Below are 13,921 nucleotides of genomic sequence, written 5' to 3'. Positions count from 1 at the left end.
ATGGCCGAACCCAGCACCGCCGCCGCCGCAGGCACCGCTACCCTCACCGCCGCCGTCATCGGCATGCTGCCCGGCATCGATGCCAACGCCGTGGTGGGCGCGTTCTGCGGCGCCACCCTGTTCGTGATCAGCGCCAAGGATCTCGGGATCTTCGAGCGCTTCGCCTACCTGCTGATCTCGTTCGCCATCGGCTACCTGGGCGGGCCGGCCCTGCTCGGCGACATGCTCGAGCAGAGCGCCGTGTCCGCCTTCATCGCCGCCGCCGTCACCGTCACCGCCGGGCTGCGGGCCATCGACGGCGTGAAGACCCTCGATCTCAAGGCCTGGCTGGGAGGGAGGAAATGACCGTCTCCGGAATCGTCACCCTGATCGCCGCCTTGGTGATCATCCTGCGCCTGATCACCTATCGCCGCCGCGGCAGCCGCTACCGCCCCGGGATCGGCGTCGCCGCCTGGGCCAGCATCGCCGCCTGCGCCGTGGCGATCGCCGAGGTGCTGGCCACCGGCGCGCCGCGGGATGCCTGGCTGGCGATCCTGCTGCCGGCGTTCGCCGTGATGCTGCTGCTCGCCGGCGGCAACCTTGCCCACCTGCTGCGCCCGCCCTGGAGGTTCTGATGCGCCAGTACGTCGCCCTGCAGGAAAAGACCCTGTTCATCTCCGCCGGCCACAGCGAGCGCGATCCCGGCGCCGTGGCCCACGGCCACACCGAGGCCGCCATCGTCCTCGAGTTTCGCGACCTGCTGGCCGACTACCTGGCCGAGCGCGTCATCGTCGATCGCGACGGCGCGCCCGGCGAGAACCTCCCGCTGCGCGACGCCGTGGGCGCCGCCAAGGGCCACGACCTGGCCGTCGAGTTTCACTGCAACGCCGCGGGCAGCCCGGCCGCCACCGGCGTCGAGACCCTCAGCGCCGGCCATCACCACCCGCTGGGCAATGCCCTCTGCCAGGCCATCGCCGACGCCCTGGGCATCGCCAACCGCGGTGCCAAAGGCGAGGCCAGCGGGCAGCACAGCCGGCTGGCCTACATCAGCCAGGGCGGCGGCCTGATCGTCGAGCTGTTCTTCCTGACCAACAAGCGCGACCTGACGGCGTACATCGCCAATCGGCGCCGCTGCGTCGAGGCCGTGGGTGACGTCCTGGTCAATGAGATCTGCGCCGCGGCCCTGGAGCGCCCGGCATGAGCCGCGCCCGCCTGCTCGCCCTGGCCCTGCTGCTTGCCGGCACCGCCGCCGGCGGCTGGTTCGCCCGGGGCTGGCTGGAGGACAGCCAGCGCCTCAGCGCCATGCAGGCCGCCGAGGCCGCCATCGACGCCGCCATGGCGCGCGAGTCGACGATCGCCCGCGCCGTCGAGGACCGCCTGGCCGAGCTCGAGGCCGGCGAGCGCATCATCGACCGAGGAGTGATCCGTGAAATCGAGAAGCCCATCTATCGCCGCGTGTGCCTTGAGTCTGACGCTATCCGCCTGCTCAACCACGCCGCCGCCGGCACCGCCCCCGATCCAGCAGAGCCTGATGACGCCCTGCCCGGCAGCACTGTCCCGGCTGACTGACGGCACCGGCAAGGACGTCGTGCTGACCATGGACGACTGGGCCGGCCAGTATCACCGCTGCGCAACGCGGCACAACGGCCTGATCCAGGCCCTGGAAGAACGCCCATGAACAAGCTCGCCAGCCTCCGCGCCCACCTGCTCGACGCGGTGCCGGAACTGAAGCGCGGCCCCGAGCGGCTGCTGACCTTCGTCCAGGACGGCAGCATTCGCTTTCAGCGCGGCCAGCACCTCAGCCACGAGTATCGTTTCGAGGCCCAGCTGGTGGTCACCGACTATGCCGGCGACGTCGACACCCTGATGATCCCGCTGCTGCAGTGGCTGTCGCGCTACGAGCCGGACCTCGATCCCGACGACGGCGTGCGCTTCGAGGCCGAGCTGCTCAGCAACCAGGCGTATGACCTGGCCATCACCGTGCGGCTCAGCGAGCGCGTGGTCGCCCTGGTCGACTGCGACGCCGGCACCATCACCAGCGAGCATCGCCAGCCCGCCTACCCCATCGAGACCTGCCCGGCCACGCGCTGGCAGCTCTACGCCAAGGGCCCCGGCGAGAACGAGCACGAACTCGAAAGCGAGTGGGACGCTCCCTGATGGACGACGACCTCCAGGCCCTCGAGGACTGGGTCACGCCCATGCTGGCCCAGCTCGACCGCAAGGCCCGCCGCACCCTCACCCGCAAGGTCGCCCAGGACCTGCGCCGTTCCCAGCGCGAACGCATCAAGGCCCAGCAGAACCCCGACGGCACGCCCTACACGCCGCGCAAGCCGCAGCACCGCGCCCAGCAGGGCGCCATCCGCCGGCGCGCCATGTTCACCAAGATCCGCACCGCCAAGTACCTCAAGGCCCGCAGCACCAGCGACGGCGCCGAGGTCGGCTTCGTCGGCCGCGTCGCCCACATCGCCCGAGTGCACCAGAAGGGCCTGCGCGCCAAGGTCGATCGCGACGGCCCGCGGGTCAGCTACGCCGAGCGCCGCCTGCTCGGCCTCAGCGACGCCGATCGCCAGCTGATCCAGGACTCGGTGCTTCACCACCTCACCCCCGACTGACGCCGTTTTTGTGCCCCCGCCCTCTCACAATCCCCACCGCTAGAGCCCCGGCCCTCGCCGCGCAACCATCGCGGCATGAAACAGCATCCCCTGCAAAGCGCCGCCGAGCTGCTGCGCCTGATCCATAACCTGATCCGCCTCGGCACCATCGCCGCGGTGGACCACGACGCCGCGCGCGTTCGGGTGAAATCCGGCGAGCTGCTGACCGCCTGGCGGCCGTGGATCGAGTGCCGCGCCGGCACCACCCGCGACTGGAATCCGCCCACCGTCGGCGAGCAGGCGGTGCTGTTCTCTCCCGGCGGCGATCCCGCCGGCGCCGTGGTGCTGGTCGGGCTGTTCTCCGACGCCCATCCCGCCCCGGCGGATCTGCCCGAACTCTGCCGCCGCCTGTTCCCGGACGGCGGCCTGTTCGAGTACGACCACGAGGCCAGCGTGCTGCGCATCAAGCTGCCCGGCCGCATCGAGGTCGAAGCACCGGGTGGCACGTCCTGGAAGGGAGACATCGACCACCAGGGCGACATGGCTCGCGCCGGTAGCTACGCACAGGACGGTGGCTCGCTGACCCACAACGACACCGACGTGGGCGACACCCACCGGCACCCGCAGGGCAAGGACAGCGACGGCAACGGCCAGCAGGATACGGAGGTGCCGCGATGACCGGCATGAATGCCACCAGCGGCCGCGCCCTGGAGCGCCTCGAACATATCCAGCAGAGCGTGCGCGACATCCTCACCACCCCGATCGGCACCCGCGTCATGCGCCGCGATTACGGCAGCCTGCTGCCCGAGCTGATCGACCGGCCGCTGTCCGACGCCCTGATGCTCCAGGTCTACGCCGCCACCGTGATGGCGCTGCTGCGCTGGGAGCCGCGCCTGCGCGTCACCGCCGTGCACCGCAGCGTCAGCACCGCCCAGCCCGGCCGCGCCACGATCGAGATCCAGGGCCAGACCACTGACGGCCAGGCCATCCGCGTGGAGGCGCCGATCACATGACCCGCACCACCCTGATCGACCTGTCGCGGCTGCCTCAGCCCACCTTCACCGAATCGCAGTCCTTCGAGTCGCTGCTCGAGGAGATGCGCGCCGCCCTGGTCGCTGCCATGCCCGAGGCCCAGCGCGACGACGTCGAGGCCACACTTCAGCTGGAGAGCGAGCCGCTGACCAAGCTGCTCGAGCAGTCGGCGTACCGCATCATGATCGAGCGCCAGGCCTTCAACGACCGCGCCGCGCGGCTGATGCTGGCCTACGCCGAGGGTGCCGAGCTCGATCACATCGGCGTCACCTACTACCAGACCGAGCGCCTCACGCTGTCCGGCGGCGAGCGCGAGAGCGACGCCGCCTACCGTCGCCGCCTGCTGCTCGCCTTCGACGGCTACAGCACCGCCGGCGCCCGGGACGCCTACATCTATCACGCCCTCTCGGCCTCCGGTGACGTCCTTGACGCCGCCGTGACCAGCGCCAAGGCCGGCGTGGTCACCGTCACAGTGCTGTCCCGCGAGGGCAACGGCACCGCCGCCGGCGACCTGCTGGATACCGTGGATGCCGCCCTCTCCGACGAGACCGTGCGCCCGCTCAACGACCAGGTCGAGGTGCAGTCCGCCGACGTCGCCGAATACGAGATCCGCGCCACCCTGACCATCCGCGAGGGGCCTGCCAAGAGCGTGGTCGCCCAGGCCGCCCGCGACGCCGCCGAGGCCTATGCCGCCGATCGCCATCGCCTGGGCCTGCCCATCGTCCGCGATGCGGTGCTCGCCGCGCTGTGGGTCGAGAGCGTCGAGCACGTCGCACTGCAGTCCCCCACCGCCGACATCGAGCGCGGCCAGCACCAGGCCGGCTACTGCACGCTGATCGAGGTGGACCATGTCGAATAGCCGCTCGCTGCTGCCGCCCAACAGCTCGCCGCTGGAGCGCGCCGTCGAGAGCGCCACCGACCGCCTCAGCGCGCCGGCCGTGCACACCCTCTGGGATCCGTGGGATTGCCCGGCCCACCTGCTGCCCTGGCTGGCCTGGGCGGTGGGGGTCGGCGAGTGGGCCGACGACTGGCCCGAGGACGTGCGACGCCAGTCCATCGCCAGCGCCATGGCCATCGCGCGCCGGCGGGGCAGTGTCTGGGCGGTGCGCGAGGCCCTGCGCGCCGCCGGATATGCCGACGCCACCGTCGAGGAGGGGCTGCCGGTGCTGCGTCACGACGGCGCCCAGCTGCGCGACGGCACCGAGACCTATGGCGGCGGCAACCGCTGGGCGATGTTCCGGCTGATCGCCGACATCGGCGAGGACAAGGGCGTCGGCGGCGCCGAGCTGGGTCGCCTGCTGCGCCTGGTCGACGCCGCCAAGCCGGTGCGTTCCGAGCTGCGCGAGGTCGCCTATCGCACCACCGTCGCCGACGACTTCGATCTCGCCGAGGCCCAGCACACCACCGTGAAGCCCACGGTGTCCGAGGTGCGCCCGGCCGGCCGCCGGCGCGATGGCAGCCTGCTGCGCAACAACGCCATCCGCCTCGATCCCGAGCCGCTGCGCCGCGATGCGCGCTGGTTCCGGGGCGGCGAGATCCAGCGCACCGGCGTCTCGCCCTATGCCGAGTGGCAGATCACCGGCGAGACCCGCGACAACGTCTGGGACGTCGAGACCCTCAACGTCACCACCGCGCTCAGCGAGGCCCACGCCGCCAGCGATCCCGGCCGCGCCGGCCTGGCCCGGCGAGACGGCGCCCTGCGCTACGGCGCCGCGCCCCCGGCGATGCTCGACGGCGCCGACCTGACCATCGTCGTGCGCCGCCGGCGCAACGGCCGCATTCACCGCAACGCCAGCGCCCAGCGGCTCGGCAGCGCCCCCGTGCACACCACTCTGTGAGGAGCCCATGCAGCTACACGATTCCCCCCACGACATGACCGGCATCCTCGAGCTGCGCGTCTACCGCGGTGGCGAGCTGATCGACGACTGGCGCGACGAGAACCTGATCGTCGACGGCGCCCGCGACATGCTCGCCCGGCTGATCGCCGGCGACGGCAGCGGCGAAGCCGTGACTCGGATCGGCTTCGGCGGCAACGCCAGTCCGGCCAGCCCCGACGACACTGCGCTGACCGGCGCTTACGTGCGCGACCTCACCGGGCACAGCTACCCCGCCGCCGGCCAGGTGCGCTTCGACTTCGCCCTGGCCACCACCGAGGCCAACGGCCTGACCATCCGTGAGTTCGGCCTGATCGCCGCCGATGGCTCGCTGTTCAGCCGCAAGGTACGCGGGGCCATCGAGAAGAACGACGACATCAGCTTCCAGGGCACCTGGACCATCATCTTCTAAGGAGGCCACATGGCGACTCTCCCCGAATCGGACACCTGGGAAGCCGGGGTCTACCAGTTCGAGACCACCGACCCCGTCCAGGGCGGCCCCGACGGCATCGACAACCTGCCCAACAAGCAGCTGGCCAACCGCACCGCCTACCTCAAGGCGCGGCTCGCCGAGCTCCAGACCTCGGTGGATGCCGTCGGCGTCGAGGGCCAGAACGCGCTGTGGATTGCCGTCGAGCAGGCGCTGTCCTTCGCCGGCCTGCTCGAGCAGGAGCTCGAGCGCCAGAAGAGCGTGCGCCACCAGGAGGGCGAGTTCGTGCTCTACAACCGCGGGGTGATCCGCGGCTGCGACCTCAGCAAGTCGCAGACCGCCAACCGCAACCTGGGCATCAGCGCCGGCGCCATCTTCATGGGCGGCCGCGAATGGGGCGTGGCCAGCGAGGACAACGCCGCCGCCGTGCCCAGCAACTCCGGCAGCGAGACCGGCACCGCCTACGCCTACCTGGTCGAGGCCGCCGGGGCGCTGACGCTCGCCGTCACCGGCCTGGACGAGGCGGCACCGACCGACGGCCTGGTGCTCGCCAGCCTGTCGATTCCTGCCGGCAATAACGGCACCAACGACCCCTATCTCGACAACGTCACCGTGACCGCCACCGCCCGCAACGAGCCGGACTGGCCCTGGGTGCAGTCGAGCCCGGTCTACCAGCAGCAGGACTTCGCCAACGTCATGGGCGGTGCCGATTACCACCTGAGCCTGGACCCCATCAGCTGGGCCGGCGGCCAGCCGCCGCGCCTGACCGCCGACGCCGCCGACCGGGCCAGCAATACCTTCCGCGCCTATCTGACGGGCACCGCCGACAACGTGCGAGTGCGCTACGTGGCGCACCTCATGGATCAGTAAGGAGAGCATCGCCATGCAAGTGATCACCCTGGGCGCCGGCCCGCATCCCGACTTCAGCGTCAGCGCCGCGCTGGTCACCGTCGCCGGCGTGGCCATCGACGCCGCCGCCCGCCAGACCGACCAGCAGGAGATCATCGACATCCGCCTGGTCGACGGCGTCGCCCAGGAGGGCGGCAGCGGCTACCAGTTGGCCAGCGTGCGCATTCCGCCGCGCCGCTACGTCGAAACCGAGCCCGACCCCGCCGAGGGCGAGGAGGCCACCGGCAGCCGCGAGCCGGCCGCCCTCGACCCGCACCACGTCGCCGTCACCATCTGGCCCACCGTTTAAGGAGCCGCCTCCATGTCCATCATCATCGCCTCGCCCGACAGCATGCGCGCCCAGGTCGAAGCCGCCACCGGCGGCGCCACCACCGTGCTCTATGACGACAAGGGCTTCCCCTCGCTGATGCACGTCATCCCCAAGTTCCGCTATGAGGACCTGGGGCTCGACGCCACCTTCGGTACCGGCGTGGCCACCGCCTTCCTCAAGGGCAACACCGAGCTGCCCGAGATCTTCATCGGCCAGTACCAGGCCCAGGTCCACGACGGCCGCGCCGTCAGCCTGCCCGGCCGTGACGCCAAGACCTACGTCGACTACGACGCCGCCAAGGGCGCCTGCACCGCCAAGGGCGCCGGCTGGCACATGATGACCATGCACGAGTGGGCCGCGGTGGCGCTGTGGTGCGAGGCCAACGGCTTCACTCCCCGCGGCAACACCGACTGCGGCCGCGCCCACGACGCCAACCATGAGATGGGGCGTCGCCAGGACGGCGGCACCGCCGGCGACAACAGCGGCTCGGCGCGCATCCTCACCGGGTCCGGCCCGGCCAGCTGGAGGCACGACAATTCCATGGGCGGCATCGCCGACCTAGTGGGTAACGTCTGGGAGTGGCAGCACGGCCTCAAGATCATCGACGGCCAGATCCACCTGATCGAGGACAACAGCTGGGACCTCGACGAGGGCAGCTGGACGGCACTGGGCCACCATTTCAGCAACGAGAGCGGCACGCCTACGCTGAAGAACAGCGCCGGCACCGTCGAAGACGCGAGCATCTATGAGTCGCAGTGGGACAACCTGACCAAGGAGGCCGGCTATACCGAATCGCAGCTGCTGCAGCGCCTTCTGGTCAGCCCGGCTGATGTGTCGATGCAGGGCCGCTTCTACGTGAACACCGAGGGCGAGCGCATCCCGCTTCGCGGTGGCCGCTGGAACGACGGCTCCAGTGCCGGCCTGGGCGCCCTGAACCTCTACAACGCCCGGTCGGACGCGTACGGCAACCTCGGCTTCCGCCCCGCTTTCGCCCTCTGACGCCGGCCCAGGAGACGCCATGCACGCCCTCGCCATCCTGCTCATCGCCGTGCTGCTGCTCGCCCAGCTCGCCGACGTCATCACCACCCGCCGCGTCCTCGCCGCCGGCGGCCGGGAGCTGAACCCCGTCATCCGCTGGGCCATGGCCCACCTCGGCGAATGGGGCTGGGTGATCCTCAAGCTGCTGCTCGCCGCCGCGGCCATCGGCGCCGCCACCGCCTTCGACGGCCTCGAGCGGCTGATCGTCCTCGCCCCCGCCGCCCTGGTCAGCGTCATACCGCCGCTAAACAACTGGCGGCAGCTCAGGGGCGGGTAGTTGCGCCCAGCCCAGAAGCACAACGCCCGCCGAATGGCGGGCGTTTTTGTGCCATCACCACCCCACAATCCCCACCGCTCGCCCCTCTCCCGCTCCCGCGCAAGCATGACCCCGACCGTCATGCTCACCTGCGCAGGAGCCCCACATGGCCCAGGACTACCACCACGGCGTGCGCGTCGTGGAGATCAACGAAGGCACCCGGCCGATCCGCACCGTCGCCACGGCGGTGATCGGCCTGGTGGCCACCGCCCCCGACGCCGCCGCGGCCGTCGCCGCCTCGCTGCTCGTCGATTCCGCCGCCGCCGAGAGCGGCGTCACCTACACCGCGGCCACCGCCGGCACCACCGGCAACGCCATCCGCGTGCGCTACGTCGACCCGGGCGCCGCCTCCGCCGCCTTGGCTGTCACCGTCAGCGGCAAAGACATCACCGTCAGCCTGGCCACCGATACCGAGGGCGCGATCATCAGCACCGCCGCCGAGGTAGCCACGGCCATCAACGGCGAGGCCGACGCCTCCGCCCTGGTCACCGCCGCCGAGGAAGGCGCCGGGGCCGGCGTGGTCGCGGCCTCCGGCTTCGCCAACCTCACCGGCGGCGAGGACGAGCCCTTCCCGCTGAATACCCCGGTGCTGGTCACCGATCCGCTCGGCGCCCAGGGCGACGCCGGCGACACCGGCACCCTCGCCCGCTCGCTGGACGCCATCGCCGACCAGGCCAAGACCATGATCGTGGTGGTGCGCGTGGCCGAAGGCAGCGACGCCGAAGCGACCAAGACCAACGTCATCGGTGGCGTGAATGCCAGCGGCAAGCGTACCGGCGTGCAGTCTCTGCTCGCAGCCGAGGGCCGCCTGGGCGTGAAACCGCGCATTCTCGGCGTGCCGGAGCTCGACGACGCCGACGTCACCAGCGAGCTGATCGGCGTGGGCCAGAAGCTGCGGGCGTTCGTCTACGCCTCCGCCGGCGACAGCACCACCATGGAAGAAGCGGCCATGTACCGCGAGAACTTCGGCGCCCGCGAGGTCATGGTGGTCTGGCCCGACTGGACCGGCTGGGACACCGCCACCTCCAGCACCCGCACGCACTCGGCCGTGGCCCGGGCCATGGGCCTGCGCGCCAAGATCGACAACGACGTCGGCTGGCACAAGACGCTCTCCAACGTGCCGGTTAACGGCGTGACGGGCATCTCGCAGGACGTGTTCTGGGACCTCCAGGACCCCAACACCGACGCCGGCTACCTCAACAGCCACGAGGTCACCACGCTGATCCAGCGCAGCGGCTTCCGCTTCTGGGGCTCGCGCACCTGCAGCGCGGACCCGCTGTTCGCGTTCGAGAACTACACCCGCACCGCCCAGGTCATCGCCGACACCATCGCCGAGGCCCACCTGTGGGCCGTCGACAAGCCGATGCACCCGAGCCTGGTGAAGGACATCGTCGAGGGCATCAACGCCAAGTTCCGCGAGTGGAAGCGCCTGGGCTACCTGATCGACGGCGGGGCCTGGTTCGACGCCGAGATCAACACCCCCGAGGTGCTCAAGGCCGGCAAGCTCTACATCGACTACGACTACACGCCGGTGCCGCCGCTGGAGAACCTGATGCTCCAGCAGCGCATCACCGACCGCTACCTGGTCGACTTCGCCGACCGCGTCGCCGCCGCATAAGGAGATCTGAACGATGGCACTCCCCAAGATCCTCAAGGACTTCAACCTGTTCGGCGACGGCAACAGCTGGCAGGGCATGATCCAGACCATCACCCTGCCCGAGCTCGCCCGCCGCATGGTCGAGTACGAAGGCGGCGGCATGGACGGCCCCATCGAGGTCGACATGGGCAACCAGCTCATGGAAATGACCTGGACGCCCGGCGGCCTGCTGGTCGACGGCGTCTACGACACCTACGGCTCGCCGATCCACGACGCCGCCCAGCTGCGTTTTACCGGCAGCTACGAGAGCGACGAGGACGGCACCGTCGTGCCCGTCGAGATCGTCGTGCGCGGCCGCCACAAGACCATCGGCGGCGGCGAGGCCCAGAAGGGCGACAACTCCCCCGGCGAGATCACCACCACCATCAGCTACTACAAGCTGACCATCGACGGCGAAGTCGTCATCGAGCGCGACATCCCCGGCAACGTCTTCATGGTCCGCGGCGAAGACCGCCTCGCCGACCGCCGCGCCGCCCTGGGCCTCTGATCCCAGGCCCTCACCACCCACAGCATCGCCGCCCCAGCGGGGCGGCCCATGATCCCCATCGGAGCCACACCCCATGACCGACAAGACCACTGCCCCCGCCGAGCTGCCGCAGGTCGTCACCGAGACCGTCGAGCTGGACTCGCCCTTCAAGCGCGGCAGCCAGACCGTCACCGAGCTGCAGATCCGCAAGCCCAAGTCCGGCGCCCTGCGCGGCGTGGCGCTCACCGACGTGCTGCAGATGGACGTCACCGCCCTGACCAAGGTGCTACCGCGCATCACCGAGCCCGCCCTCACCGAGGCCGAGGTGCGCGACATGGACCCGGCCGACCTGGTCCAGTGCGGCGGCGTGGTGAGCGGTTTTTTGCTGCCCAAGGCGGCGAAGGCAGCCAACGAGTAACCCTGCCCGAGCACGTCGACGACGCCATGGCGGATCTCGCCATGGTGTTCCACTGGGGCCCGACCGAGATGGACCCGATGGAACTCGACGAGCTGATGGACTGGCGCGAGCGAGCCCGCCGCCGCGCCGAGCCCCCGAAACCCAGAAAGTGAAGGAACGCCGATGGCCCGCGACCTCAAGCTGCAAGTCGTCCTCGACGCCGTGGACCGGGTCACTCGGCCCCTCAAGCAGATCACCCAGGGCAGCGGCCGCACCGCCGAGGCCCTCAAGGCCAGCCGCGACCAGCTCAAGACCCTGGAGCGCGCCCAGCGCGACCTCCGCGGCTTCCGCGACCTCAAGCGCCAGAGCGAAAGCAGCAGCCGCGCCCTCGAGGAGCAGCAGCAGGAGATCCGCGAGCTCTCCCGCCAGATGCAGAACGCCGAGGGCGACACCAAAGCCCTCGGCCGCCAGCGCGCCAAGGCCGTGCGCCAGGCCCAGCGCCTCAAGGAGCAGTACGAACAGGAGCAGCGGCAGCTCCAGTACCTGCGCCGCAACATGACCCGCGTCGAGGGCGTCACCGGCAGCCACGCCGACCAGCAGCGCGAGCTGACCCGGCGCATCCGCGAGGCCAACGGTCAGCTCGAGGCCCAGCAGCGGCAGCTACGCCAGACCGCCCAGCGGCAGCGCCAGGCCGCCGACGCCGCCAGGCGCTACCAGCGCGACATCGGCCGCGCCGGGCGCATGGCCGGCGCAGGTGCCGCCGGCATGGCCACCGGCGGCGCCGCGCTCTACGGCGGCGCGCGCATGCTCGCCCCGGGCGTCGACTACGGCGCCGCCATGTCCCGCGTGCAGGCCCTCACCCGCCTGCAGGAAGACGACCCGCGCCTGCAGGCGCTGCGCGATCAGGCCCGAGAGCTGGGCTCGAGCACCTCGTTCAGCGCCACCCAGGCCGCCGACGCCCAGGGCTTCCTCGCCATGGCCGGCTTCGACCCCGACGCCATCCGCGCGGCCATGCCCTCGATGCTCGACCTGGCCAAGGCCAACGACACCGGCCTCGGCCGCACGTCGGACATCGCCTCGAACCTGCTCTCCGGGTTCGGGCTCGATCCCAGCGAGATGGAGCGCCTCGGCGACGTCATCACCGCCACCACCACCCGGGCCAACGTCAACCTGGAGATGCTCGGCGAGTCGATGAAGTACGTCGCCCCCGTGGCCCGCGAGATGGGGCTATCGCTGGAAGAGTCCGCCGCCATGGCCGGCCTGCTGGGCAACGTCGGCATCCAGGGCAGCCAGGCCGGCACCACCCTGCGCGCCATGATGCTGCGACTCTCCGCCCCCACCGGCGCCGCCGCCGGGGCCATCGAGGAGCTCGGCCTCAACATCAAGGATGCCGAGGGCAACATGCGCAACGTGCCGCAGATCCTCGCCGACGTGGCCCAGGCCACCGAGGACCTGGGCAACGCCGAACGCATGGAGTACTTGAAGGCGATCTTCGGCGAGGAGCCCGCCGCCGGCATGGCCGAGATGATCAACCAGCAGGGCTCGGCCGGCGTCGAGGCGTTCACCAGCATCCTGGAGAACGCCGCCGGCGAGAACGCCCGGGTGGCATCGGTGATGGCCGACAACATCAAGGGCGACCTCCAGGGCCTGAACAGCGCCTGGGAAGAGGTCGGTATCACCATCACCGACACCAACGAGGGGCCGCTGCGCGAGCTGATCCAGAACATCACCACCATCACCCGCGGCGTCGGCAACTGGATGAAGGAGAACCCGCGCCTCACCGGCACCCTGGCCACCGCCGCCGCCGGGCTGGCCACGCTGGTCGCCGTGGGCGGCAGCTTCATCGCCGTGCTCGGATCGGTGCTCGGCCCCATCGCCCTGGTGCGCTACGCGCTCACCCTGCTGTCGCTCAACCCGGTGAGCCTCACCATCATGGGCATCGTCGCCGCGGTGGCCGCGCTGGCCGCCGGGGCCACGCTCATCTACCGCAACTGGGACGGCATCAGCGCGTGGTTCAGGGAGCGATGGCAGGACATCAAGGATGCGTTCAGCGGCGGCATCGGCGAGGTCGCCCGGCTGCTGCTGGACTGGTCGCCCATCGGCCTGATCTGGCGTGGCGTCACCGCCGGCCTCGACGCCCTGGGCGTCGAGATCCCCGAGACATTCGGCTCCCTCGGCTCGGCGATGATCGACGGCCTGATCGGCGGCATCACCCGCATGATCGGCGGCCTCATCGGTAAGCTCGGCACACTCTGGCAAACTATCAAGGACGCCTTCGCCGGTGGCATCGGCGAGGTCGCCCGCCTGCTGCTGGACTGGTCACCGCTGGGGCTGATCTGGAGTAGCGTCACTACCGGGCTCGACGCCCTGGGCGTGGAGATCCCCGAGAAGTTCGGCTCCCTGGGCACGGCGATGATCGACGGCATGATCGACGGCCTCACCGGCAAGCTCGGCGAGCTGCGCGACCGGATCACCGGTATCGCCGGCAACGTGCGCGACTGGTTCGCCGACAAGCTCGACATCAACTCGCCTTCCCGCGTGTTTGCTCAGCTCGGCGGCCATACCGTCGACGGCCTGAATCAAGGGCTGGACGCCCAGCGCGACGAGCCCGCCCGCCGCGTGGGCGAGATCGCCCGGCGCGTGCGCCAGGCCGGTGCCGGCCTGGCCATCGGCGCCGCCAGCCTGCCCGCCGTGGCCGACGTTCCCATCGACCACCGCCCGCCGCTCCAAGCCGCCGGCGGCGGGGGTGACGTCCACATCACCACCGGCGACATCCACGTGCACGCCGCCCCGGGCATGGACGAACAGGCCCTCGCCCGGCTAGTAGAGGCTCAGGTCCGCCAGGCTCTGGCCGACGCCAGCCGCGAGGCCGCCGCCCGCCGGCGCTCATCCTTCTACGACATCGACTGACAGGAGCCCCGC

20 protein-coding genes are annotated in these 13,921 nt (G+C 70.8%); all 20 read left to right on the top strand.

Features of this window, described 5'->3' with window-relative positions; translation table 11 throughout:
* The 20 genes from FIU88_RS05830 (at position 1) to FIU88_RS05730 (ending at position 13,909) form a co-directional block, all read left to right on the top strand.
* Entirely contained in the window at positions 1-345 is a 345-nt protein-coding gene (locus FIU88_RS05830) for a putative holin (protein ID WP_152478527.1), read from the top strand.
* Positions 342-614, top strand: a complete 273-nt coding sequence (locus FIU88_RS05825) for a phage holin family protein (RefSeq protein WP_152478526.1) — start codon at positions 342-344, stop codon at positions 612-614. Before FIU88_RS05830 ends, FIU88_RS05825 begins: the two co-directional genes overlap by 4 nt.
* A complete protein-coding gene (locus FIU88_RS05820) occupies positions 614-1,180 on the top strand; it encodes an N-acetylmuramoyl-L-alanine amidase (protein ID WP_152478525.1) in 567 nt (188 codons plus the stop codon). Before FIU88_RS05825 ends, FIU88_RS05820 begins: the two co-directional genes overlap by 1 nt.
* Positions 1,177-1,548: a hypothetical protein gene (locus FIU88_RS05815; RefSeq protein ID WP_152478524.1), complete on the top strand. Its 372-nt coding sequence runs from the start codon at positions 1,177-1,179 to the stop codon at positions 1,546-1,548. The genes FIU88_RS05820 and FIU88_RS05815 overlap by 4 nt, the downstream gene beginning before the upstream one ends.
* Positions 1,549-1,653: 105 nt before the next feature.
* Positions 1,654-2,136, top strand: a complete 483-nt coding sequence (locus FIU88_RS05810) for a phage tail protein (protein ID WP_152478523.1) — start codon at positions 1,654-1,656, stop codon at positions 2,134-2,136.
* A complete protein-coding gene (locus FIU88_RS05805; protein WP_152478522.1) occupies positions 2,136-2,591 on the top strand; it encodes a phage virion morphogenesis protein in 456 nt (151 codons plus the stop codon). Before FIU88_RS05810 ends, FIU88_RS05805 begins: the two co-directional genes overlap by 1 nt.
* A 75-nt stretch (positions 2,592-2,666) precedes the next feature.
* Positions 2,667-3,248 carry a phage baseplate assembly protein V gene (locus tag FIU88_RS05800; RefSeq protein ID WP_216647301.1) on the top strand — a complete coding sequence of 194 codons (582 nt, stop codon included), beginning with the start codon at positions 2,667-2,669 and terminating at the stop codon, positions 3,246-3,248.
* A complete protein-coding gene (locus FIU88_RS05795) occupies positions 3,245-3,583 on the top strand; it encodes a GPW/gp25 family protein (protein ID WP_152478521.1) in 339 nt (112 codons plus the stop codon). Before FIU88_RS05800 ends, FIU88_RS05795 begins: the two co-directional genes overlap by 4 nt.
* Positions 3,580-4,461, top strand: coding sequence for a baseplate J/gp47 family protein (locus tag FIU88_RS05790; protein WP_152478520.1), 882 nt, complete (start codon positions 3,580-3,582; stop codon positions 4,459-4,461). Before FIU88_RS05795 ends, FIU88_RS05790 begins: the two co-directional genes overlap by 4 nt.
* Positions 4,451-5,440 carry a phage tail protein I gene (locus FIU88_RS05785; protein WP_152478519.1) on the top strand — a complete coding sequence of 330 codons (990 nt, stop codon included), beginning with the start codon at positions 4,451-4,453 and terminating at the stop codon, positions 5,438-5,440. The genes FIU88_RS05790 and FIU88_RS05785 overlap by 11 nt, the downstream gene beginning before the upstream one ends.
* 7 nt (positions 5,441-5,447) lie before the next feature.
* Positions 5,448-5,888, top strand: a complete 441-nt coding sequence (locus FIU88_RS05780; protein WP_152478518.1) for a hypothetical protein — start codon at positions 5,448-5,450, stop codon at positions 5,886-5,888.
* A gap of 9 nt (positions 5,889-5,897) precedes the next feature.
* Entirely contained in the window at positions 5,898-6,776 is an 879-nt protein-coding gene (locus FIU88_RS05775) for a hypothetical protein (protein WP_152478517.1), read from the top strand.
* Between the two features lie 13 nt (positions 6,777-6,789).
* The gene (locus tag FIU88_RS05770) at positions 6,790-7,104 is read left to right on the top strand and encodes a hypothetical protein (protein ID WP_152478516.1); all 315 of its coding nucleotides are present in this window, start codon (positions 6,790-6,792) and stop codon (positions 7,102-7,104) included.
* A 12-nt stretch (positions 7,105-7,116) separates the two neighbouring features.
* Positions 7,117-8,124, top strand: a complete 1,008-nt coding sequence (locus tag FIU88_RS05765; protein WP_152478515.1) for a hypothetical protein — start codon at positions 7,117-7,119, stop codon at positions 8,122-8,124.
* 19 nt (positions 8,125-8,143) lie between these two features.
* Entirely contained in the window at positions 8,144-8,440 is a 297-nt protein-coding gene (locus FIU88_RS05760) for a DUF5658 family protein (protein ID WP_152478514.1), read from the top strand.
* A gap of 145 nt (positions 8,441-8,585) precedes the next feature.
* Entirely contained in the window at positions 8,586-10,097 is a 1,512-nt protein-coding gene (locus FIU88_RS05750) for a phage tail sheath protein (protein ID WP_172977667.1), read from the top strand.
* A 13-nt stretch (positions 10,098-10,110) separates the two neighbouring features.
* The gene (locus FIU88_RS05745; protein WP_152478513.1) at positions 10,111-10,623 is read left to right on the top strand and encodes a phage major tail tube protein; all 513 of its coding nucleotides are present in this window, start codon (positions 10,111-10,113) and stop codon (positions 10,621-10,623) included.
* Between the two features lie 73 nt (positions 10,624-10,696).
* A complete protein-coding gene (locus FIU88_RS05740) occupies positions 10,697-11,020 on the top strand; it encodes a phage tail assembly protein (protein ID WP_152478512.1) in 324 nt (107 codons plus the stop codon).
* A 26-nt stretch (positions 11,021-11,046) separates the two neighbouring features.
* On the top strand, positions 11,047-11,172 hold the full coding sequence (locus FIU88_RS05735) for a GpE family phage tail protein (protein WP_152478511.1): 126 nt from the start codon (positions 11,047-11,049) through the stop codon (positions 11,170-11,172).
* 10 nt (positions 11,173-11,182) lie between these two features.
* Positions 11,183-13,909 carry a phage tail tape measure protein gene (locus FIU88_RS05730; protein ID WP_152478510.1) on the top strand — a complete coding sequence of 909 codons (2,727 nt, stop codon included), beginning with the start codon at positions 11,183-11,185 and terminating at the stop codon, positions 13,907-13,909.
* Positions 13,910-13,921 lie beyond the last annotated feature (12 nt).

It is taken from the genome of Halomonas sp. THAF12, from assembly GCF_009363675.1.
Classification (GTDB): Bacteria; Pseudomonadota; Gammaproteobacteria; order Pseudomonadales; family Halomonadaceae; genus Halomonas; species Halomonas smyrnensis.
Note: the sequence above shows the minus strand (reverse complement) of the source record. Positions and strands in the feature narration are given on the sequence as shown.

What these genes read in the sequence shown, in the direction of transcription:
- FIU88_RS05830 (WP_152478527.1), top strand. Translation starts at nt 1, where the DNA reads ATGGCCGAACCCAGCACCGCCGCCGCCGCAGGCACCGCTACCCTCACC.
- FIU88_RS05825 (WP_152478526.1), top strand. Translation starts at nt 342, where the DNA reads ATGACCGTCTCCGGAATCGTCACCCTGATCGCCGCCTTGGTGATCATC.
- FIU88_RS05820 (WP_152478525.1), top strand. Translation starts at nt 614, where the DNA reads ATGCGCCAGTACGTCGCCCTGCAGGAAAAGACCCTGTTCATCTCCGCC.
- FIU88_RS05815 (WP_152478524.1), top strand. Translation starts at nt 1,177, where the DNA reads ATGAGCCGCGCCCGCCTGCTCGCCCTGGCCCTGCTGCTTGCCGGCACC.
- FIU88_RS05810 (WP_152478523.1), top strand. Translation starts at nt 1,654, where the DNA reads ATGAACAAGCTCGCCAGCCTCCGCGCCCACCTGCTCGACGCGGTGCCG.
- FIU88_RS05805 (WP_152478522.1), top strand. Translation starts at nt 2,136, where the DNA reads ATGGACGACGACCTCCAGGCCCTCGAGGACTGGGTCACGCCCATGCTG.
- FIU88_RS05800 (WP_216647301.1), top strand. Translation starts at nt 2,667, where the DNA reads ATGAAACAGCATCCCCTGCAAAGCGCCGCCGAGCTGCTGCGCCTGATC.
- FIU88_RS05795 (WP_152478521.1), top strand. Translation starts at nt 3,245, where the DNA reads ATGACCGGCATGAATGCCACCAGCGGCCGCGCCCTGGAGCGCCTCGAA.
- FIU88_RS05790 (WP_152478520.1), top strand. Translation starts at nt 3,580, where the DNA reads ATGACCCGCACCACCCTGATCGACCTGTCGCGGCTGCCTCAGCCCACC.
- FIU88_RS05785 (WP_152478519.1), top strand. Translation starts at nt 4,451, where the DNA reads ATGTCGAATAGCCGCTCGCTGCTGCCGCCCAACAGCTCGCCGCTGGAG.
- FIU88_RS05780 (WP_152478518.1), top strand. Translation starts at nt 5,448, where the DNA reads ATGCAGCTACACGATTCCCCCCACGACATGACCGGCATCCTCGAGCTG.
- FIU88_RS05775 (WP_152478517.1), top strand. Translation starts at nt 5,898, where the DNA reads ATGGCGACTCTCCCCGAATCGGACACCTGGGAAGCCGGGGTCTACCAG.
- FIU88_RS05770 (WP_152478516.1), top strand. Translation starts at nt 6,790, where the DNA reads ATGCAAGTGATCACCCTGGGCGCCGGCCCGCATCCCGACTTCAGCGTC.
- FIU88_RS05765 (WP_152478515.1), top strand. Translation starts at nt 7,117, where the DNA reads ATGTCCATCATCATCGCCTCGCCCGACAGCATGCGCGCCCAGGTCGAA.
- FIU88_RS05760 (WP_152478514.1), top strand. Translation starts at nt 8,144, where the DNA reads ATGCACGCCCTCGCCATCCTGCTCATCGCCGTGCTGCTGCTCGCCCAG.
- FIU88_RS05750 (WP_172977667.1), top strand. Translation starts at nt 8,586, where the DNA reads ATGGCCCAGGACTACCACCACGGCGTGCGCGTCGTGGAGATCAACGAA.
- FIU88_RS05745 (WP_152478513.1), top strand. Translation starts at nt 10,111, where the DNA reads ATGGCACTCCCCAAGATCCTCAAGGACTTCAACCTGTTCGGCGACGGC.
- FIU88_RS05740 (WP_152478512.1), top strand. Translation starts at nt 10,697, where the DNA reads ATGACCGACAAGACCACTGCCCCCGCCGAGCTGCCGCAGGTCGTCACC.
- FIU88_RS05735 (WP_152478511.1), top strand. Translation starts at nt 11,047, where the DNA reads ATGGCGGATCTCGCCATGGTGTTCCACTGGGGCCCGACCGAGATGGAC.
- FIU88_RS05730 (WP_152478510.1), top strand. Translation starts at nt 11,183, where the DNA reads ATGGCCCGCGACCTCAAGCTGCAAGTCGTCCTCGACGCCGTGGACCGG.